We start from the raw sequence: 19,347 nt of genomic DNA, 5'->3' as shown, positions 1-19,347 counted from the left end.
AGCTTCAAAATTAATCGATTCTTAGTAAACAGAATAGTCATTTTTTTCATTTCGAGGAAAGAGAAATCACACTCGAAATTCCACAATCAAAATCACCAATCTTTGTCGATCTGAGAGTGTGATTTCTCCTCCGTCGAAATGACAAGATTGGGTTCCGATTGAGAATGATGGATTTTAATCCATGGCTACAATATATTTTGTTCCTGCGGAACTTTTCGAAAAAAAATCACACGTCAATTTGAACTTAAATCTTTTTCAAAGGTGTAATAAATGTTTCTTTAATCTTTTGCGACTCCTTTTCTGGCGCGTTCCAAGCCTTTTGGTAAATTAGCTTTAACAATTTTTAGAGCAGTAACAGCATTCCCTTCACCAAGATATTCCATATTATTTATTGTCACTATAAATTGTTTTTCATTTGTAATTCCTGATTTCTTTTCAAATTCTTTGGGTGTTACATGTGGTAAGCCTTCATAATCATAAGGATAGCCCGTACATTTGCTAAAACATAAAGTACCATGACTTGTAAATGGAAAAAGATTACTTAAAATTTCATCATTAATTGCTAAGCTAACAAATTCTCTAAGATTCCAATCATTATTATCTTGTAATAAATCTTCCCATTGATATTCAATTTCTCTTCCCTCGTCAAAAGCAAAAGATCTTTCACTAGTGTTAATAAATTTAAATTTTTCAGAAAACATTTTAGTGGTTACATCCTGACACAACCAATAATCTAGGGCTTTTACAAATTCTGTAATATTTGGTGCTTTTCCGGATGCTAAATAGACGCCATCTCTCCAAAAATCAGATCTATAAATTTTTTCCTCTTCAATAATATTTATTTGCGAAAATCTATTTCCGTTTTCAACTATTGCTGAATTCTGAGATACTTTACTTGGGTTTTCTGAAATTAAAACTTTTAAAGTTGAATTAATTTTAGCAAATTCTCTATTTAAAATTTCTGCAATTCCTTCGTTTTTTTCAATCTCCATATATGTAATTAGTTAATCTCGTAACGCATTTCGGTCATTATTTTTTTGAAGCCTGCTTTTTCATAAGCACGAATGGCGGCTTCATTATAGGAATAAACTTCAAGTCGGATTTCAGAGATTCCTTTTGATAAAATCCATTTCTTAAGATCGTTCATTAATAAATTATTGATGCCTCTTCCTCTAAATTCGGGTTTTACATACATAAAGCCAAGATATCCAAAAAGCTCATAATTTTTATAAGGTTTTGCAGATCGAATTTGCGCATATCCGCATCCAATAATTTCATTATCTTCTTCGATTACCAAAAGTTCTGTTTGTTCGTCTGAGATAAAATCCTGAATATTATAATAGAAAATTTTTCCCTCTTTTAAGGTTGGATCAAAAGGACGTTCTGCTTCAACGAGAAATTGCAGAAACTCATTAAGCTGCGGTAAATCTGTGTTTGCAGCCGGTCTTATAAGTATGTTTTTATTATTTATATCCATATCTCAAATGTATTTAAAATAATTAAAAAGGCAACATAGGATTGATGTGATTTGGATTTTTGCTAGACTTGATTTGCAATAACCAAATATAATTCGGTATAATGACTAACAAGATCATCTAACATAAAACCTCGATTCAAACCACTTGGATTTGGTAAAACCCAAACTTTGGAACCACAGAATTCCTCTTCTTGTAAACCCCATAAAATTTGCTTTTTGCCCGAAAAAGCTTTGTAAGCTGCTTTACCAAGAAAAGCAATATATTGAGGTTGAAATTGGTTTATTTTGCTTTTAAAAATTTGGATAGAATCGCTAAATTCTTCTTTCGAAAGTTCGTCAGCACGCGTTGTAGGTCTTGCGACTGCAGTTGTTAATCCGTATCCTAATTCAAGAATTATGAAGTCATTTTCGGGTTCGATTTGTTGTGGCGTAAAACCGGCCTGATGTAAAACTTTCCAGAAACGATTGCTTCTTCCTGAAAAATGATGACCGTCTGAAGCCGATTTTAAACCGGGATTAATTCCGCAAAAAAGTACTTTAAGATCTTTGGCAATAATATCGGTTAGCATTTTAGTGTTCTTTGATTTTAATAATTTAAAACTTGTTAGGTTTACTCACATATTTGTTGTCTTTTATACAAAAACGCCAAGGTAAAAGTGCATCTTCCTGAGCATATGCAACACCTACGCGAGGAACTGCCAAGATTTGATTGTCAGTATATCGAATTCCGTGATCTTCGATCCAGATTTCTTCTCCGGCTAAATCTTTTCCGTTAAAAGAACGATCAATTCCCAGAGCTTTGGCAGCGGAACCCGGACCAGATGAAATCGCCGCTTTAGTAATTGCCATTTTACGTCTTAATTCTATAATATCTTTGCCAATTAAAGGTTCAATTGCCCGAATTAAAACGGCATGTGGTTCTCCTTCGACAGAACTCACGATATTAAACAGATTATGAATTCCGTAACAAAGATAGACATACGAAATTCCGCCTTGATTGTATAAAGTTTCCGTTCGATCGGTGCGACGCCCGCCGTAAGCATGAGAAGCTTTATCCTGAACACCAAAATAAGCTTCGGTTTCTACGATTATGCCCGCGGTAATTTCTCCGTCGATATGAGTGAAAAGAACCTTACCTAAAAGATCTTTAGCCAGAAAAAGCACATCCTGATTGAGGTAATAAGAGAATTGTAGTTTCAAAGTGTTTTTTTTACTTTATTAAATGGCTTTTAGAATGGAAGGATTTCTTAACGTATAAGTGACGAGATTTTTTACATTTTCATGAGTATTATTGTATTTATTCTCTTCGAATTCGAAATTTAACTTTTTTAGAATTGCAACAGAACTATCATTATCAGAGGATGGAAATGCAGTTATTATTTTTGCTTTCATTTCTTCAAATGCATATTCGATTACCTTTTTGAGGGCTTCGCCCATGATTCCTTTTCCTTGAAATTCACTCAGCATTTCGTATCCAATTTCAACAATTTCATTTTTAGGATCAAAATTCCACAAACAAACACATCCAACCAGATCTTTGTTTTCTTTTAAATTGATAACCCAATAAATACATTCATTTTTCTGTATTAAATTCTTTATTTTCAGGATATAATCTTTTGCTTTTTCTAAAGTAGAGGAGTTGTCTCTGCCTACAAATGCATTTACAATTTCATCCGAACGCAGTTTATGAATTAAGACTGCATCACTATTGTCGATGTTTCGCAATATTAGTCGATTTGTCAGGAGTTGTGGGAAATTTTTAAAATCTAAAACCATTCTATAGTTTTTTAATATTCAATTGCTTTGTTTTTCAGATGACGAAAGTTAAAAAATAAATAGCATACATTTGTTAGACTTCATAATTCATTAAAGTAAAGTAATAAAAATGTACGATATAATTTTCAAACATATTGAAGAAAAAGTCAAACTTACCCAAGAGGAAAAGGAACTAATAAAGATTTTTTTTAAATCTAAAAAACTAAAGAAAAAGCAATTTCTGGTAGTTGAAGGTCATGTTTGTAATTATTTGATATTTGTATCAAAAGGGCTTTTAAAAGCGTATAATGTTGATGACAGAGGAAATGAACACATCAATCAGTTTTCTCCCGAAGGATGGTGGACATCTGACATGAGCAGCTTTTTTGGCGGAGGAATTTCGTTTTATAGTATTGATGCGATGGAAGATTCGGAAGTATTGTTGATTACGAGTGTAGATTTCGAAAATTTAACTTTGCAAGTTCCTGTAATGGATCGGTATTTCCGATTACTTTTTCAAAATAGCTTAATTACAAAAGAGAGAAGATTAATAAGTTCGCATACACATACTGCAGAAGAAAAATACAAACATCTTTTAGAAAATAATTCGGATTTAATCAAGCGAATACCGCAAACCTTATTAGCGTCTTATCTTGGTCTTTCGCCCGAAACATTGAGCAGGCTTAAAAAGAATATCATTTTAGATCAGAAATAATTGATTTATATCAAGCTAATTTCTTGTTTTAGGTCATCGTTTTGAGCTTTATCCTGAGCGTAATTTTGAAAAAAATAAAACATCTTATGAATTTTCAAAAATCAACACAAGAAAAAAAAGATACGATTGCCTTAGTAGTCGGAGCGACTGGTATTGCTGGAAGTAATCTGGCATTAAAACTTTTAGAAAATGGATGGACTGTCTATGGATTGTCCCGAAATCCGAAAAATGATATTGAAGGTTTACGCCCAATTGCAGCGGATTTGCTGAATACAGAATCATTAGCAACAGCTTTAGCAAATGTTGCGCCAACACATGTTTTTTTTACAACATGGATGCGAAATGATACTGAAGAAGAAAATATCAGAGTTAATAGTGCTATGGTTCGGAATTTACTAAATGTATTATCTCCTAAAAAGTCAGTAAAACATGTTTCGTTAGTTACGGGTTTAAAACATTATTTAGGACCGTTTGATGCTTATGCTACAGCGGGAACTTTACCGGAAACACCTTTAAGAGAAGAGCAACCTCGCTTAAATCTTCCTAATTTTTATTATGCACAAGAAGATGAAGTTTATGCAGCTGCTGCCAGAGATGGTTTTGCCTGGAACGTACACAGACCGCATACTTTAATTGGTAAAACTATTGGTAATGCCATGAATATGGGAACAACATTGGCGGTTTATGCCAGTATTTGCAAGTATGAAGGAACTCCTTTTATTTGGCCAGGTTCTGATATATTATGGAACGGTTTGTCTGATGTTACTGATGCAAAGGTTTTAGCAGATCAAATTATTTGGGCAGCAACTAGTACTGAAGTTCAAAATCAGGGTTTTAATGTTATAAATGGAGATTTTTTTAGATGGAAATGGCTGTGGCCGAAAATCGCAGAATGGTTCGATATTGAATTTGAAGGATATAATGGAAGTATTAGACCACTTGAGGCAGCATTAGAAAATAAGAATGCTATTTGGAAAGAAATTAGCAAAGAACATCAATTAATAGAAGAAGATTTGGGGCAATTGGCTTCTGCTTGGCATACAGATCTTGATTTAGGATTACCTCTGGAAGTAATAACAGATATGTCGAAAAGTAGAAAGCTTGGTTTTACAACCTATAAAGAAAGTAAAGATTCATTTTTTGAATTGTTTGCGCAATTACGAAATGATAAAATAATTCCTTAATGTTTAAGATAATGTTGTAAAGCGATCTTTTATAAAAGACAATTTAAAAACAGAAGAAGTACCATAACGTACTTTTTAAATGTAAAACATCCCAAAAAGAATATTCTTAATGGGATGTTTTTATTATTTATTAGATGAAACATCACCAGAACGATCGTTTTTAATTTTTTGGCGATGCTGAATTCCCCACCTGGTCATTGCTCCAACAAGTTCTTCAAGTGTGTGACTATAAGGCAGAAGTTCGTATTCAATTAGTACAGGATATCCAACTGAAACTTTTTTTATAATAAATCCGTTGAGCTCAAGTTCTTTGAGTTCACTCGATAAAACTCTTGCTGAAATTCCGGTAACTTGTTTTTGAAGCTCACTAAATCTATTATTTCCTCTTGCCATTGCAATGATTATCATTAATTTCCATTTTCCACCAATAGAGTATAAGGCATCACTTACTGCTGCAAGCATTGTAGTACATTCATTGGTAAATTCTTTATTGGTTGCTAAGTTTTCTTTTTGTTCTTTCATGTAGTGGTTCTAAAAAATAACTAGATAACCTTTTAGTAACTAGTAATAAAATGTAAGCAAATATAAATTATTTTTGAATCTGTAAATCATTTACAGTAAAGAATTTTCAAATAATAAATACAAAATTATGACACTAGAAATTTTAAGAACAAAAGAAGAATTAAGACAATTAATTGATGCTTATGCAATCTTAGGCGATGAAAAAAAGATTGTTGAACAAATGAGTGTTTTCACATCAGATGTTATTTATCAGGCTTATATGAATGACTTTTTAGCGGCAAATGTTTCAGGAAGAGAGAATCTTGAAAAAGAATTTAACGGACATGCTTCTCAGGTTAAAACTTATTTTACATTAAACGGACCACATAATGTTACTATAGATAAAGAGCATGCATCTGGTGTTTCTTTTTCTCAGATAAAAATGATAAGCGAATCTGAAGGCAAGGATGTACTTACTGATTATAGCGTGAAGTATGAAGATCAGTACGTATATCAAAACGGAAAATGGCTTATAAAAAAACGTGTGGGATATTTTATAATTGTTGAATCACGAATAATCGCGAATTAGATAATATTATTAAGTAATAAAAACGGGACAAAGAAAAAGCTTCTTTGTCCCGTAATTGTATAGTTAAAATGCGAAATCTTAGTTTTCGCAAAAATCACCAATTTGCTGTAAATGTTTCTCTGTTTGGTATTTATTAAAGTTATCCCATTTAGGCGGAGAACTTGTTTTTTGTCCGTACATTGCATCCAGACAAACGTTGTTGTCTTTGTATTTATCGTGTAAAACAGCCAGGATTTTAAAGAAAAATTCGTCTAATAAAACGATTGCTTCAAATTCAGATTTTAGAGTGTCATAATTAGAATCTGATGGATTTAATATTTGTAGTAAATCCAGAACTTCTTTCTTTTCATCTTCATTAATTTCAGTCGAATAACCCATTTTTAAAGTTTTAAAAACTAAATTATTCCAGGCTTTACTATCATGCGCCCATTGAACATCAGGCAGATTTAAGGAATGCTCACATATTAAGATGATAGAAAAAAGAACATCATTTAAATATTCAGCAGGAAACTCGTCAAAGCTTCTAAATTCAAATCCGCTTTGGTACATTTTTTCCTGATTAAAATCAAGACCAACTTCAGAGAGCATTTCATATTCCATGTCAGCTTCAATTTGATCACGCCACCAAATGTTTTCTTCTTTTTCAAATTTTAGCAATTTTCTAAAATCGTCCACTTTATAAGTCAGGATTTTACCTTTTGGCATTGCTTTATTATAAGTTCCGACACCTATGTAGCGAGACATGGCATTTCTCATAGAACCCAAAGTAAATTTTTTGTCCAGACTATATTTGTCACTTATGACTCCCATAATATCCGGGCTTCCAAGAGTTGCAATAAAGAAAGGTTCAAACCATTGCAGTAAATAAATTGCGTTACCATGCGTTTTATTAAACTCATTATAATCTACAATTCGGCTATCTTCTGTCAATGACGGCAATGTAATATGAAAGTGGTACGTTCCGTTGTTGAACAAAACAAGATTTTCCTGATTTGTCATGAACATATTAAGACCATTGTTGTAATCCGGAAAACTTAATTTTCCGTCTAAAACAGCAGATTCATTGATTTTATCAAGAAATAGTTTTTTAGTAGCTTTTAGTTCTTTGCAAGAATCAGCTATTGTTCTATTTTCAAAATATTTAGTTACAAATTCGATCGAATCACCATCAAAATGTACAGAACCCATCGTTTTGTTTCTTTGGGTAATCATACTTTGAATGTTATAAGGCTGATCTTCAAGAAAAACTTCCATGATAGATTGCCCAAGATAATCCGGATTTTCGATTGGTTTTGCAATCACTTCACCAGTTTCAGTATCTATTAATGGTTTTACAGGCGATAATGTTTTATGCTGAAAATTAATATCCAGCTTTTCAAGCGAATGACTGTTCATCATTCTGCTTACTGTGTAGTTTTCGTTTATATCAAAAGCTTTTTTCAAGACAGGAGTTAAACTCTCTGGTTTGTAGCATTTTCTATAGTCAATACTATATTTCTCAAAGCCAATTTTTTCTTGTATAAATTCACCAGAGACAATTAGGGATTCTTCAAATTGCATGTAGGTTTCGTTTTCTAATCCTATTCCCCAATAATATTTTTGTGTCTGATTGTCTTTCATTTATACTAATTGTCTTTTTTATGGTTAATTTAATTGTTTAAAATCACTGCTTTTTTATTCGGAAAAAAAAACTAATCTGCTAACAATCAGAGGCAAGAAATCTTTTAACGGATAAAGCATAATTGGTTGCATCCATTAAAAAAGTCTTGATTTACTTTTAAAATTGTATGAATTTATATTAGTTTTAGAAATTTTGCACTTGTATCGACTGAATGATTGATAAAATCAATATAATTTTATAAGTAGGTTATAAAATTAGTATTGATGTTAATTACTTTTATATCAATAATTTAAGAAGATGAATAGCCGAATGACAACTTTTACTATTCCTGTTTTTTTCCAAGTTGCAAAAGTAGTTTTTTATTATGTGATTTACAAATAGTTAACACATTGAAAATCAATAAAGTTTTTAGAAGTTTAAACAATTAAGGAAATTGTTTTTATTTATTCATGGTAATATAAGACATAAGAGGAATATAGCTCGTCATTCCACCAGTCTTCTCTAACTTCTGAAAAGTAATTATAGTTTAATTTTCCGGCTTGTGATTGTAGCGGATATACTACTATACCATTTTCTCGATACGCTTTATGTAAATCTGTTTCGGGAACAACAGGAACAATATGACCAGAAAGTCCTTTTTCTTTTCTTTTGGCACAAATAATTCCAATTCCGCCATTAGCGTTTACCTTATTTTGAAGTTCATCAACAGTAAGGATTCTTTCCCAGCCAAAACTAACTCCCCATTCTAAAAACCAATCGTGTATGGCGCTGGAGTAAATGCGATCAACAGTTTCTTCAAAAACAGGCTCAACTTCTTGCCCGTTTAATACTTTTTCAAGAGATTCATCTGTCCACCAAACCGTTGGCAGATATACTTTCGAAAAATAACAATAATCGTATGAATATACATTGCAATACGTATCTTCTACAGTTCTTTGATATCTAATATTAGTTTCAACATCAAGTTTGTCAATCAGTTTGGTAATGCTTTCTTTTTTAGTCGCAACATTTGTTAAATCTCTAAACGGAATAGTAGAATCCATAAGAGGTTTTTCTTTCATTTCCATTGAATCTAAACGAGATTCAGGATCTGGTAATAAATCGACTTTCTTTATTTTATCGTTGGGTATTGTATTATCCTCTAAAGTTGATGACACTACTGATACGTTATATTTTTCCATTCTGACTGCTTAAAATTAATTGGCTTGACGCTGCATTAATTCATTATTTGCGATGCGTAATTCTATTAACCAAAACGTAAATATATTTTAAACTTTTTAAAGAGCTGTATAAAAAAGGCAAATTTTAAAAAACTTTTACAATAAATAACGTTGGTTTAGAAGTTTCAAAACTGATAAAAACTACTTTTATTATGTGATGAAACACTTTATAAAAGTAGTTTTAATACCAATCAAGAGTTGAAATTCTATAATTTGTGCCGTTAGGCACTAAATATTGGTAGTCATTGTAGATTCAAAATACGTTGGCGTGCCGCAGGTACGCGACAAAATGATAATTATTGCGTACCTGCGGCACGCTAAATTTATTCTAATTCCTGTTTTCTACCAAGATTTAGTGCCTAACGGCAAATTTTAACCTTTGATTCGTATTTCTAATAAAAACTTCTATTTAATACTATTTTGCTGTTATTTTTAAGCTTTTGCCTAATGCCAATAATTCAGTATTTATTTTATTCCATTTTTTTAGATCAGAAACACTTACAGAATATTTTCTTGCGATGCTGCCCAGAGTATCTCCTTTTTGAATAACATAATATTTTGCTTTTTCAAATGTTGCAGTTTTTTTTGGGTTAGTCGTTTTAGACGCAATCATCATAGAATTTTGAGAAGGTTTCTCCCGTAAATTTGCCTGATATTCGGCGTAAGCATAAATTTTTTCTTCATTCGAAGTAAAAACGGCTATTTTATCCTGAGGCAATTTTAGAAAATGTTTTTGTTTGTCGTAAACCGGAACAATATTCAGTTTATACGAAGGATTTAATAATTCTAATTGCGCAATTGGAATGTCGATCAAGTCAGAAATTTGCTTGAAACTCATTTGTTTTTTGATCATTATTGTATCTGTTGCAAAATGTTTTACTAATGCTTTTTCAGGCTGAATCCCGTGTTCGGCATGATATTCATAAAGGTACATTGTAGCAAGAAATGCGGGAATATAACCTTGTGTTTCTTTTGGTAAATTTTTTCTAATGTTCCAGTAATTTTTTTGTCCGCCAGAACGATTGATCGCTTTAGAAACGTTTCCGGGCCCTGAGTTGTAAGCGGCTAAAACCAAATCCCAATCACCAAAAGCTTTATACATACTATTCATGTATTTTGCGGCAGCTTCTGTAGATTTTAGAGGATCGTGACGTTCATCAACATAAGAATCGATTTCAAGCTTGTATTGTTTTCCGGTATTATACATAAATTGCCAAAGTCCTGTTGCTCCCATATTCGAAACCGCTTTTGGATTTAATGCAGATTCTACAACAGCCAGATATTTGATTTCAAGTGGAATTTTTTCTTTTGCCAAAGCTTCCTCAAACAAAGGGAAATAGTATTCAGAAGCAGCCATTAATCTACCAAATGATTTCTTTCTGTATTTAAGAAAAGATTTAATAACGGTTTCAAGCTGTGGATTGTATTCAATATTGAAAGGCGATTTTGCATTCATCGCAGTTAGTCTCGATTTAAGTAATTCAGTAGGCAATTCTAAATCAATTTTTTGATCCACGGCACCGTTTTCAATTTCGGTTGTAAGCGTATTAAAAGCATCCAGATTTGTTAATTCCTTCATCCACAAGCTGTCAACACGAGCAGACATATTATTCCTGACAAATGTCTTTTTTACAGAGTCGAGGTAAGTATTGTTTTTCTCTTTTAAATTGATTGCCTTATTCTGACCAATTACTTGCGAAAAGAATGGAATTAAGAATAGGATATAAAAGTACAGTGTGGTATTTTTTGTTTTCATATTTATAAGAGTTAATGATTTGTTATTTAGGTTATTACTTATGTAATTTCCTTTTTATTATAACGGCGCAAAATTACAATGTGTCTGCTTCTTATTATGACCATGATAAGCCATATAATAATCAATATCAGACTTTTATCAGTGTGTTTCAGGAAAGGTTTAAAATTGATTTAGCGTTAATCTTTACTCAATTAGCTTTGTGATTGATTAGTTTGAAATTAGAGTTTTCTCTATCTTTGCGCTTCAAAAATCACTTCATGAATTCCCCAATCAAAGCCATTCACCCAATCTATAATCTTCAGTTTGGATTAGTTTGTTTAAGTTCCTTACTGTTTTCGGCAAGTTTTAATATGCTGATTCCGGAACTTCCTGAGTATTTGAGTAATATGGGCGGAGCGGAGTATAAAGGATTAATTATTGCGCTTTTTACGTTAACGGCAGGAATTTCAAGACCTTTTAGCGGTCGATTGACAGATACTTTAGGCAGAGTTCCTGTTATGGCTGTTGGATCGATTGTTTGTTTTGTGTGTGGTATTCTTTATCCGGTTTTAGGAACCGTTTCGGGGTTTTTATTTTTGAGGTTAATTCATGGATTCTCTACAGGATTTAAACCTACAGCAACGGCAGCTTATGTTGCAGATATTGTTCCAAGAGAGCGTTGGGGAGAAGCTTTAGGATTGCACGGACTTTGTTTCTCAATCGGAATGGCTTTAGGACCAGCGATTGGAAGTACAATTAAAATATATTCTTCGATGAACATGCTTTTCTACGCATCTTCTGTTTTTGCCTTGATGTCGATTGTAATTTTGATGAACATGAAAGAAACTTTAAAAAACAAACAACGTTTTAGTTTGCGTATTCTAAGGATTTCAAGAAATGATATTATAGCCGTAGAAGTTTTGCCGGCAGCTATTGTGACATTTCTTTCTTATATGGCTTATGGCGTGATTTTGACATTAATTCCGGATTGGAGTCAGCATTTAGGAATCGCCAATAAAGGCTTGTTTTTTATGGTCTTTACAATTACTTCGGTAATGATTCGTTTTGGAGCCGGAAAAGCATCAGACAAATACGGCCGTTTGCATATAATAGCAATTGGATTGTTCTTTTTGATTATATCACTATTCATCGTTGGATTTTCGACTTCAATCACAGGACTTTTAGTTGGATCTGCGCTTTACGGAGTTTCTACCGGAATTGTTTCTCCGGCTTTAAACGCCTGGACGGTTGATATGAGTTTCGCCGATCATCGCGGAAAAGCCATGGCAACAATGTATATTGCTCTTGAAGCCGGAATTGGTCTTGGAGCACTTATTGCAGGATGGATGTATCAGGATGTGATTGCAAAAATCCCAATGCTTATGTATGCCAGCGCAGCAATGGTTTTCCTTGCTTTAGGATATGTTTTGATCCGTTTGCGAAAAGTCGAAAAAGCGTAACTTTCTAAGATTTAGATCCATTCTCCATCAGCATTATATTCATTTGGTAAATAGGTAAGATACTGCACCATTCTTGGATTTTTTCCTTTGTTTGCTGTAGCACAATGCGGCAAAGTATTATTCCAGATTATAAAATCGCCGGCATTTCCTGCAATAGGTTTCGGTTGTAATGTCGCAATAGCTTTATCTCGCGGATTTTCGTCTGGCTGTAGATTGTCAAGCCAATGATTTATCTCGTTGTGAAATCCCGGAACACAGTGAAAAGCTCCTTCATCAATGTTGCAATCTGTGAGATAGAGCAGTCCCTGAAGCCCAAATTTTATAGGTTGTTTTAAACTCGTATCCCAATGAAGCGGACTTCCTAAAAAAGTAAATTCTGAGGTTTCAGGAGGGTTAAAGCTTACTTTATCAATAGTTTTGTAAATGTTATCTGTTTTATAAAGCTGTTCGTATGCTTTTTTTATTCTTGGCGAAAATCTGTTTTTATTTAAGGTTTCGTGATCCGAAAAATTAAGCATTAAACCTTTTTGATTTTCATGTCTGTTATACCAACTTTTTTTGTTGTTGGGATCCATTTCTAAGAAATCCCAAATTGCTTGTTGTGTAGCTTCGCAATCTTCTTTTGGGATTGCATTTTTTAAAATTACATAGCCGTTATTATCCCAAAATTCTAGGTCTTCCTTTGAAAGAACATCAACTTCAAAACCATTAGATTCAGATTTGTTGCTTTTATTTTTATTGTTTGCCCAGGTTTTAAATGTTTCGAAATCAGGTTTTTCAAAGTATAAAAATTGCAGCGCATCTTCCATACCAATACCCAATTGATATAAAGCTTTTATTTCGTCGTCCCAATTTTGAATTTCATTCGCAGAAGAAGCATTGGAAGGATTTAAAGTACGTTCCCATAGTTTTTCAAGAATAGTAAAAGTCTCTTTCATTTGGATAGATTTAGAATAAGAATCTGCTTATTCAAAAATAGCAATTATTAGTTTTCTATCTAAAGTATAAATACCTGTTTTAGTTTCTGAATGAAATCCAGTAATTATAAAGAGAAAACTTTAAAGCTTCAGTTGATTAAATAACTCAAAAACAGGGGTATTTACTTATGAAAAAATGCTTTTTTTTGCATAACTTGTTCTGTTTTTTTTAGAGTTAATTGCTTGATTATAAGTTGTTATTCGGTAATGTCAGGAAAATAAAGAATTTGTTTTATATAAATCCATAAGGAGTAGGCTAAAAATCCTTTAAAGAGTAAGCAAAACTTTAAAACTTAGAGATAATGGATGTAAGTTTTTTTTCTTCTACAATTGTTCAGGTTGCTCTTTCAATAGTCATTAGTTGGGCTTTGTTTGCACTTCTTTGCAGTATGATTCTTGAAGTAGGAGTACAGATTAAAAGTGAAAGAGGAAGGTTTTTCAGAAATAAAATTATTGAAAAACTGTTCGATTTTTCTAATCAGATTAATTGGGGATTATTGATGTACAATAACAGTAATATCAAGTTACTGACTAAATCTGAAAAAGCACCTCCAACAGAAATCTGTTCCAAAACTTTGGCGGAAGTATTAATTGACACCGTTGCGAATGTTCAGGCGGCTAAAATACTTCACCCAAAAGCTTCGGCTAAGGTGCCAAAGTACAAAAATGATTTACTGAACAATTTTGAATTCTCTGTTACTTATTTAGGGCAAAGTGATTTGATTATAATGTTGCGAAATGCTCTCACTAAAGCAAAACTTAAAGCTGTAAGTAATGACGGTTGCAATGAGACAACACTTTATGACCAATTGGTTACCGAAGTTACAACTTGGTTTGACCAATTTAATGACAGAACCAGTGCGTGGTATAAAAAGCTTTCGAGAAAACGTTTGTTTTTTATTGGTCTTTTTGTAAGTCTGGCTATTAATGTAGATAGTATTGCTTTGTTTAAATATTATGAAAGTAATCCAACGGGAAGAGCAGGAATGATTAATTATTATTTAAAGAATCAAGTACAATTAGAAGGTCTTAGTGCAAAATATGACACTATGAAAAAAGTCACTATTGTCAATAAAGCCGCTATCGATTCGACTAAAAAAGACATTAAAAAATTATCGAAACAAATAGATAGTTTAAAAAACAATCTTGATTTGCCTATTGGGTGGAATAAACCTATCTGTTTGAATACCAAAGACACTACAAAATGTGCCTGCAAATCAGCAAAAGCCAGTGCGACTACTTCTAATAATAAATCAGAAAAAAAGGCGACATCATGTTCTAAACACGAGATTACATTTTCCTGTATTTTTCTTAAAATATTAGGGTTGATTATCTCGGCTTTTGTGGCGAGTTTGGGAGCTCCATTTTGGTTTGATCTTTTAAGAAAGGCCACTTCTACAGCTCAAACAGTAATTAAACAAGTATAGATCATGAAGGATACTTATAAAAATGCTCACACGCATATATTCACGATGAATAATGCTCCAAAAGATTTTCTGAAACTATATTTACCTGCATTTTTAGCAAAACCAGTTGATAATTTTACCAATACTGATCTGGGCGCCTGGATCGTTAAAAGTATAGCTGGAAGTGACATAGTAAAAGCTAAAAGGTATGCGACGTTTCTGCAAATTGGCAAAAGTAAAGATCAGGCGGCTGTTTTTGAAAACTTAATGTCCCGATATCCTAACGAAACATTTGAATTTGTTACGCTGTGTCAAAATCTGGAATACCTTGGTGTTGGCAGATCTGTAAGCGGATTTGAAGGTCAAATTGAAGAAGTGATTCAGATAAAAAGAACTTATCCAACCAGTATTTTACCTTTTTTTGGACTTGATCCAAGATGGAAAGGCAGCGAAGATGAAATTCAGAAGACTGTAGAACGCTATTTTGAAACTAAAATTGAAGTTGGCGGAACATATGTTTATCCTTTTCAGGGTTTAAAAATCTATCCAAGTACCGGGCATTATGCTTTTGACAAAAAGCTTAAAAAAACCTTTGAATGGGCTGCTGCTAATGGTGTTCCTGTAATGACGCATACTTATTATATGGGCGGAATTTATAATTTTAGTAAAAACTATATTGTCAATAATCTTAACCCAATTGATCCGTATACGGGAAAGGTTTATGATAAACCTGAATTTATTAATGAAAAAGGAACCTTTAGAAACAGACTTCTTGGATTGGTAGAGAGAGAAAATTGCAAAAAGACTTGTTCGTATTTCTTAGAACCTCATTCTTATGAAACGATGCTTGAAAAAATTGAAAATCTTAAAATATGTTTTGCGCATTTTGGCGGTGTACCTCAAATAAAAGAAGCAACGGATCCAAATAAAGAAAATAAATATGCTAAACCTTATGGGGTTTTAGATGAAAATTGGTTCAATCAAATACAACGTTTGATGACTAAATATTCAAATGTTTATACGGATATATCTTATAGTGTGGCCGAGTGTCTGGAAAAAGAAAATAATGAGCTATATAAAACTTTTTTTGAGGAGGCAAGTAAATCTTATGGAAAGCAAATACTTTTTGGTACAGATTATTTTATGACCGAAACAAATAGTTTAGAAGAAGATGCTGTCAAAGGATTTAGAAATTATGCTACAAAAGCGATGATTTCAGAAAAAAAATCACTTTGGGATAAAATGGCGAGAGACAACATTAATAAATATTTGAAAAGCAAGTATTATCCTTAAATAGCAAGTATTATTGAAATGGATAAAATGTAAAAAGCCTAAATCAGAACAGAATTCGTTTGTTCCGATTTAGGCTAATTAATTATTTTTAAGACAATTATTGTTTAATAACTGTAATTGCTTTTTGCATTCCCGTGTAAGTAATAAAGTAGATTCCGGTTCTTAAATTATTAAAATCAAATGTATTTAAACCTTTTGTAACCGAATGTATTTCTTTTACAAGCGAACCATTCTGGCTGTAAACCGAAATGCTTTCGGGCGCAAGATCATAAAAATCAATATTTAGTACAGAAGTAAAAGGATTTGGATACGCGATTACTTCATTTGCGGTGATTTGAGCAACAGATTCTTCCTGAACAGTAGCTTTTCTAGCTGTTGATGGAGCGCTTACGCTAATAGTTGACGTTAAAAATTTACGGTGATTTGGTTCTACAACATCTTTGTTTTCTAAACCATCATTATACGGAATATCTGACCCCAAATCTGATACTAAATCTAAAGTAAATGATCCCGAAATGTCAGCTGGAACATCAACAATTCCCTCCGGTTTAAGGCTCGCTAAATTAGCATTTAGTAAAACCGGAGCAGTTGCACTTTGACCATTCCACGAGTACAATTCAAAAGTTCCAGTTCCAGCATAACTTCCGGCTACAATGATGTAATTATTGGAAGCATTTTTACCTAAACTTCTAATTCCGTGATTGTTCAGATTTAATTCGATTGGCGAACCAAAAACAGGATTAGCAGAAGGACTTCCGTTTCCAAACCAAGATTCAAAATTTTGCAAAGGACAAATTAATGCTTTGTTAGTTCCGCTTCCAACATACGGCGCTCTAAAACCAATATATAATGTTGTTCCGTCAGGACCCATTTCCAGACCTTCAATATTAAAACCGTCTATACGTTTTGGCTCAATTCCTGTAGCTGCTTTTGCTGTAAAGTTGTAACCATTATTATTTCCCCAAGTAATAAGTTTACTTCTAAGGTTGCTGTAATATCCAACAAAAACAAGCGTTGCATTAGCTCCGGTTCCTACAATATCCGTAGCAAAAATTCGGTTTCTGTCCGCTCTTGCTTCTCCTGATTTAGAATTACTCAAAGAGCCAATCCAGTAAATACGATTTGGTTTTGTTGTACTTCTAAAAGACGCTTCAATATCAACTTCAGTTCCGCTTAAAGCTAAATATGGATTCACATCAAATTGATAAACAGAAAGTCCTGAATTGTTTCTGCTGAATAATTTAATCACATTTGTTTCATCATCGGCAGCAAACATATAATTTTCATCAATAGGAATTGCAGTCGAACCATCGGCTACACCAGCATTATAAATATCTTTAAGTGAAGCTGTAGCCAAAGCCTGAGAAACGGCAACATTTACAGTTATAGATTTATTTCCGCCTTGAGCGTCAGTCACTTTTAAGGTTAAAGTCGAATATCCAACTCCTGTTGGATTAATTCTGAATTTACGTGCATTGCCAGTTCCGGTTATGGTAAAATTAGCGTTTGGAACCACACTTGTTTTAGAACTCGTCATAGAGAATGTTAATCCGTCAAGATTATCATCGGTAACTGTAATATCAAGACCTGAAACAATAAAAGGATCAGTGTTGTTGTTCATCACACAACCTACTTTTGCAGAAGTAGCTGATAAACTCACAAATTTTGAAGCCGTAGTATTAAAAACTAAAGTTGGCGCCACATTTACAGCACTGTTTACCGTTACCGTTTTTACAGAAGAAACTGTTGTATTATTACTATTATCAGTTGCTTTTGCAGTAATAGAATAAGAACCTGCCGCAACATTTGTCCAGGAATAGTTATAAGGAGAAGAAGTTACAGAAGCCAGCAAAGTAGATCCGTTAAAGAATTCAACTTTAGAAATCGTTCCGTCAGAATCTGTTGCAGTTGCAGATAAACTTACTGTTGCAGGAGCATTTCCGGAAACTGTTGGGGTAGCCAAAGTTACTGTTGGCGCAGCATTTGTTGGAGTTCCGTTATTTACCGTTACAGCTTGAACTGTAGAAGTTGTTGATGCTCCGCTATTATCAGTTGCTTTTGCTGTAATCGAATAAGAACCCGCAGCAACATTTATCCAGGAATACGTGTATGGAGAAGAAGTTACAGAAGCTAACAAAGTAGATCCGTTAAAGAATTCAATCTTAGAAATCGTTCCGTCAGAATCTGTTGCTGTTGCAGATAAACTTACTGTTGCAGGAGCATTTCCGGAAACGGTTGGTGTTGCCAAAGTTATTGTTGGATTAATATTTACAACCGGAGTTCCTGCAATAGTTATTGAAGTCGAATTATAACTCGTAGTAGTTGTTAAAGCCCATGTACGAGCTGTTGTAAAAGTATTAGTTGAAGTATTGTAAACACCAGAAGTTGCTTTTACTAATTCATCACTTCCAGGATCTGGCGCCAAATAAGAAGAAGTTTGTAGTTTTCCTCCATTATATTTATCATTTACAGGCAATTGATAACCAGAACTTGAGCTTTTGAAAGCGCTTCCTACAGCATCACCAAAAAATACAGCATCAACAGGAACTGTAGAAGAGGAGATTGAAGAAGCTGTTACATCAAATACTGCAACAGCATCAGCATTGCTACCGCCGTTTCCTAAAACTCCGGCAGTATTTTTAGAACCAAAACTATCTCCGGCAGTTGTTCCGGTGTTTTTAGTTTTTAAAGCAATTCCACTTTGGCTTAAAGGCAACATCGAAGAACCTCCAACATAAACAACTTGTCCCGCCGTAACAGAACCTGAGTTGATTAAGAAAGCATAAGTAACAGAACTTCCGGCTTTCCATCCGTTTGAAGTTGCAGTACCATTGTCTGTAAAAACAACCGTATAAGGTGTAGTTGCAAAATTAATTGTAGTTGTGGCTACAAGTTCGACATATTCTAATGGAGAATCATCGCCATTGGGATTTGTCAGAATCTCTGAGATAAGCAAACCTTTCTGTGAAAAGGCATTATTGCAAATTAAAGTAATTGCAAAGATTAATAGTAGTTTTAGTTTCATTTTTGACAGTTTTTTTGTGTTATTTAAGTTGCGAAGATAGAATCGCAACATTACCTTAATAACATGAACTGATTAATGTATTGTGTTTGTAATGTTAAATTTTAAGAGATTTTACATGTAGATAACCAAATCTTGTAATTATGTTTAAATTTTTAAGATTTGAGTTTATTTAGTTCTTTTAAAACTTCTGTTTCTGGCTGCTCAGACAAAATTATGATTGAATTATAGAATTGTTAAGAATATGATTTTGTTCGAAATGATTCCGCCTGACGCTACTATTTGTGTTGCTTATAGCTTGTAGAATTCGTTAACTTTTAATTAAAAATTAAACAACCTTTGGTTAATCTGGCTTTAAAAAAAGTGATTTCTTCTTGTCGCGAAGAGTTTTT

General features: G+C 33.0%; 17 protein-coding genes. 6 read left to right on the top strand and 11 right to left on the bottom strand.

Annotated elements, in window-relative coordinates:
- Window positions 1–278: 278 nt before the first annotated feature.
- The 5 genes from C8C83_RS24550 to C8C83_RS24530 all read right to left on the bottom strand — a co-directional run bounded on the left by C8C83_RS24550 (window position 279) and on the right by C8C83_RS24530 (window position 3,253).
- The gene (locus C8C83_RS24550) at window positions 279–992 is read right to left on the bottom strand and encodes a DUF6193 family natural product biosynthesis protein (RefSeq protein WP_121331162.1); all 714 of its coding nucleotides are present in this window, start codon (window positions 990–992) and stop codon (window positions 279–281) included.
- A gap of 8 nt (window positions 993–1,000) precedes the next feature.
- Window positions 1,001–1,477, bottom strand: coding sequence for a GNAT family N-acetyltransferase (locus C8C83_RS24545; protein ID WP_121331161.1), 477 nt, complete (start codon window positions 1,475–1,477; stop codon window positions 1,001–1,003).
- A gap of 62 nt (window positions 1,478–1,539) precedes the next feature.
- Window positions 1,540–2,046 (bottom strand): G/U mismatch-specific DNA glycosylase, encoded by a 507-nt coding sequence (mug, locus tag C8C83_RS24540; protein ID WP_121331160.1) that lies wholly within the window; start codon window positions 2,044–2,046, stop codon window positions 1,540–1,542.
- A gap of 25 nt (window positions 2,047–2,071) precedes the next feature.
- Entirely contained in the window at window positions 2,072–2,677 is a 606-nt protein-coding gene (locus C8C83_RS24535; RefSeq protein WP_121331159.1) for a DNA-3-methyladenine glycosylase, read from the bottom strand.
- An 18-nt stretch (window positions 2,678–2,695) separates the two neighbouring features.
- Window positions 2,696–3,253: a GNAT family N-acetyltransferase gene (locus C8C83_RS24530; protein WP_121331158.1), complete on the bottom strand. Its 558-nt coding sequence runs from the start codon at window positions 3,251–3,253 to the stop codon at window positions 2,696–2,698.
- 109 nt (window positions 3,254–3,362) lie between these two features.
- Between C8C83_RS24530 and C8C83_RS24525 the strand changes: the two genes are divergently transcribed.
- Together C8C83_RS24525 and C8C83_RS24520 are read left to right on the top strand one after the other, a co-directional pair.
- Window positions 3,363–3,947, top strand: a complete 585-nt coding sequence (locus C8C83_RS24525; protein WP_121331157.1) for a Crp/Fnr family transcriptional regulator — start codon at window positions 3,363–3,365, stop codon at window positions 3,945–3,947.
- 86 nt (window positions 3,948–4,033) lie between these two features.
- On the top strand, window positions 4,034–5,131 hold the full coding sequence (locus C8C83_RS24520; RefSeq protein WP_121331156.1) for an SDR family oxidoreductase: 1,098 nt from the start codon (window positions 4,034–4,036) through the stop codon (window positions 5,129–5,131).
- 123 nt (window positions 5,132–5,254) lie between these two features.
- Here the strand turns inward: C8C83_RS24520 and C8C83_RS24515 are convergent, their stop codons facing one another.
- The gene (locus tag C8C83_RS24515; protein ID WP_121331155.1) at window positions 5,255–5,653 is read right to left on the bottom strand and encodes a helix-turn-helix domain-containing protein; all 399 of its coding nucleotides are present in this window, start codon (window positions 5,651–5,653) and stop codon (window positions 5,255–5,257) included.
- Window positions 5,654–5,780: 127 nt separating this feature from the next.
- Between C8C83_RS24515 and C8C83_RS24510 the strand changes: the two genes are divergently transcribed.
- A complete protein-coding gene (locus C8C83_RS24510) occupies window positions 5,781–6,221 on the top strand; it encodes a nuclear transport factor 2 family protein (RefSeq protein WP_121331154.1) in 441 nt (146 codons plus the stop codon).
- A 78-nt stretch (window positions 6,222–6,299) separates the two neighbouring features.
- Here the strand turns inward: C8C83_RS24510 and C8C83_RS24505 are convergent, their stop codons facing one another.
- The 3 genes from C8C83_RS24505 to C8C83_RS24495 all read right to left on the bottom strand — a co-directional run bounded on the left by C8C83_RS24505 (window position 6,300) and on the right by C8C83_RS24495 (window position 10,818).
- Window positions 6,300–7,841, bottom strand: a complete 1,542-nt coding sequence (locus tag C8C83_RS24505; protein ID WP_121331153.1) for a hypothetical protein — start codon at window positions 7,839–7,841, stop codon at window positions 6,300–6,302.
- Between the two features lie 444 nt (window positions 7,842–8,285).
- Window positions 8,286–9,023 (bottom strand): hypothetical protein, encoded by a 738-nt coding sequence (locus tag C8C83_RS24500; protein ID WP_121331152.1) that lies wholly within the window; start codon window positions 9,021–9,023, stop codon window positions 8,286–8,288.
- A gap of 454 nt (window positions 9,024–9,477) precedes the next feature.
- A complete protein-coding gene (locus C8C83_RS24495) occupies window positions 9,478–10,818 on the bottom strand; it encodes a lytic transglycosylase domain-containing protein (RefSeq protein WP_121331151.1) in 1,341 nt (446 codons plus the stop codon).
- Window positions 10,819–11,075: 257 nt separating this feature from the next.
- On the opposite strand from C8C83_RS24495, the gene C8C83_RS24490 reads away from it, so the two are divergent.
- Window positions 11,076–12,257 (top strand): MFS transporter, encoded by a 1,182-nt coding sequence (locus C8C83_RS24490; RefSeq protein WP_121331150.1) that lies wholly within the window; start codon window positions 11,076–11,078, stop codon window positions 12,255–12,257.
- Between the two features lie 11 nt (window positions 12,258–12,268).
- Here the strand turns inward: C8C83_RS24490 and C8C83_RS24485 are convergent, their stop codons facing one another.
- A complete protein-coding gene (locus C8C83_RS24485) occupies window positions 12,269–13,195 on the bottom strand; it encodes a phytanoyl-CoA dioxygenase family protein (protein WP_121331149.1) in 927 nt (308 codons plus the stop codon).
- Between the two features lie 341 nt (window positions 13,196–13,536).
- On the opposite strand from C8C83_RS24485, the gene C8C83_RS24480 reads away from it, so the two are divergent.
- Window positions 13,537–14,661: a hypothetical protein gene (locus tag C8C83_RS24480; protein WP_132011946.1), complete on the top strand. Its 1,125-nt coding sequence runs from the start codon at window positions 13,537–13,539 to the stop codon at window positions 14,659–14,661.
- Between the two features lie 3 nt (window positions 14,662–14,664).
- Window positions 14,665–15,933: an amidohydrolase family protein gene (locus C8C83_RS24475; protein ID WP_121331146.1), complete on the top strand. Its 1,269-nt coding sequence runs from the start codon at window positions 14,665–14,667 to the stop codon at window positions 15,931–15,933.
- Between the two features lie 97 nt (window positions 15,934–16,030).
- On the opposite strand, the gene C8C83_RS24470 is transcribed toward C8C83_RS24475, so the two are convergent.
- Window positions 16,031–18,958 carry an Ig-like domain-containing protein gene (locus tag C8C83_RS24470; RefSeq protein ID WP_158598195.1) on the bottom strand — a complete coding sequence of 976 codons (2,928 nt, stop codon included), beginning with the start codon at window positions 18,956–18,958 and terminating at the stop codon, window positions 16,031–16,033.
- Window positions 18,959–19,347 lie beyond the last annotated feature (389 nt).

The organism is Flavobacterium sp. 90, from assembly GCF_004339525.1.
Classification (GTDB): Bacteria; Bacteroidota; Bacteroidia; order Flavobacteriales; family Flavobacteriaceae; genus Flavobacterium.
The sequence above is the reverse complement of the archived record's forward strand: the minus strand, read 5'-3'. Positions and strand labels throughout refer to the sequence as shown.

What these genes read in the sequence shown, in the direction of transcription:
- mug (WP_121331160.1), bottom strand. Translation starts at nt 2,046, where the DNA reads ATGCTAACCGATATTATTGCCAAAGATCTTAAAGTACTTTTTTGCGGA.
- C8C83_RS24470 (WP_158598195.1), bottom strand. Translation starts at nt 18,958, where the DNA reads ATGAAACTAAAACTACTATTAATCTTTGCAATTACTTTAATTTGCAAT.
- C8C83_RS24530 (WP_121331158.1), bottom strand. Translation starts at nt 3,253, where the DNA reads ATGGTTTTAGATTTTAAAAATTTCCCACAACTCCTGACAAATCGACTA.
- C8C83_RS24500 (WP_121331152.1), bottom strand. Translation starts at nt 9,023, where the DNA reads ATGGAAAAATATAACGTATCAGTAGTGTCATCAACTTTAGAGGATAAT.
- C8C83_RS24510 (WP_121331154.1), top strand. Translation starts at nt 5,781, where the DNA reads ATGACACTAGAAATTTTAAGAACAAAAGAAGAATTAAGACAATTAATT.
- C8C83_RS24525 (WP_121331157.1), top strand. Translation starts at nt 3,363, where the DNA reads ATGTACGATATAATTTTCAAACATATTGAAGAAAAAGTCAAACTTACC.
- C8C83_RS24515 (WP_121331155.1), bottom strand. Translation starts at nt 5,653, where the DNA reads ATGAAAGAACAAAAAGAAAACTTAGCAACCAATAAAGAATTTACCAAT.
- C8C83_RS24545 (WP_121331161.1), bottom strand. Translation starts at nt 1,477, where the DNA reads ATGGATATAAATAATAAAAACATACTTATAAGACCGGCTGCAAACACA.
- C8C83_RS24475 (WP_121331146.1), top strand. Translation starts at nt 14,665, where the DNA reads ATGAAGGATACTTATAAAAATGCTCACACGCATATATTCACGATGAAT.
- C8C83_RS24480 (WP_132011946.1), top strand. Translation starts at nt 13,537, where the DNA reads ATGGATGTAAGTTTTTTTTCTTCTACAATTGTTCAGGTTGCTCTTTCA.
- C8C83_RS24495 (WP_121331151.1), bottom strand. Translation starts at nt 10,818, where the DNA reads ATGAAAACAAAAAATACCACACTGTACTTTTATATCCTATTCTTAATT.
- C8C83_RS24490 (WP_121331150.1), top strand. Translation starts at nt 11,076, where the DNA reads ATGAATTCCCCAATCAAAGCCATTCACCCAATCTATAATCTTCAGTTT.
- C8C83_RS24520 (WP_121331156.1), top strand. Translation starts at nt 4,034, where the DNA reads ATGAATTTTCAAAAATCAACACAAGAAAAAAAAGATACGATTGCCTTA.
- C8C83_RS24505 (WP_121331153.1), bottom strand. Translation starts at nt 7,841, where the DNA reads ATGAAAGACAATCAGACACAAAAATATTATTGGGGAATAGGATTAGAA.
- C8C83_RS24550 (WP_121331162.1), bottom strand. Translation starts at nt 992, where the DNA reads ATGGAGATTGAAAAAAACGAAGGAATTGCAGAAATTTTAAATAGAGAA.
- C8C83_RS24485 (WP_121331149.1), bottom strand. Translation starts at nt 13,195, where the DNA reads ATGAAAGAGACTTTTACTATTCTTGAAAAACTATGGGAACGTACTTTA.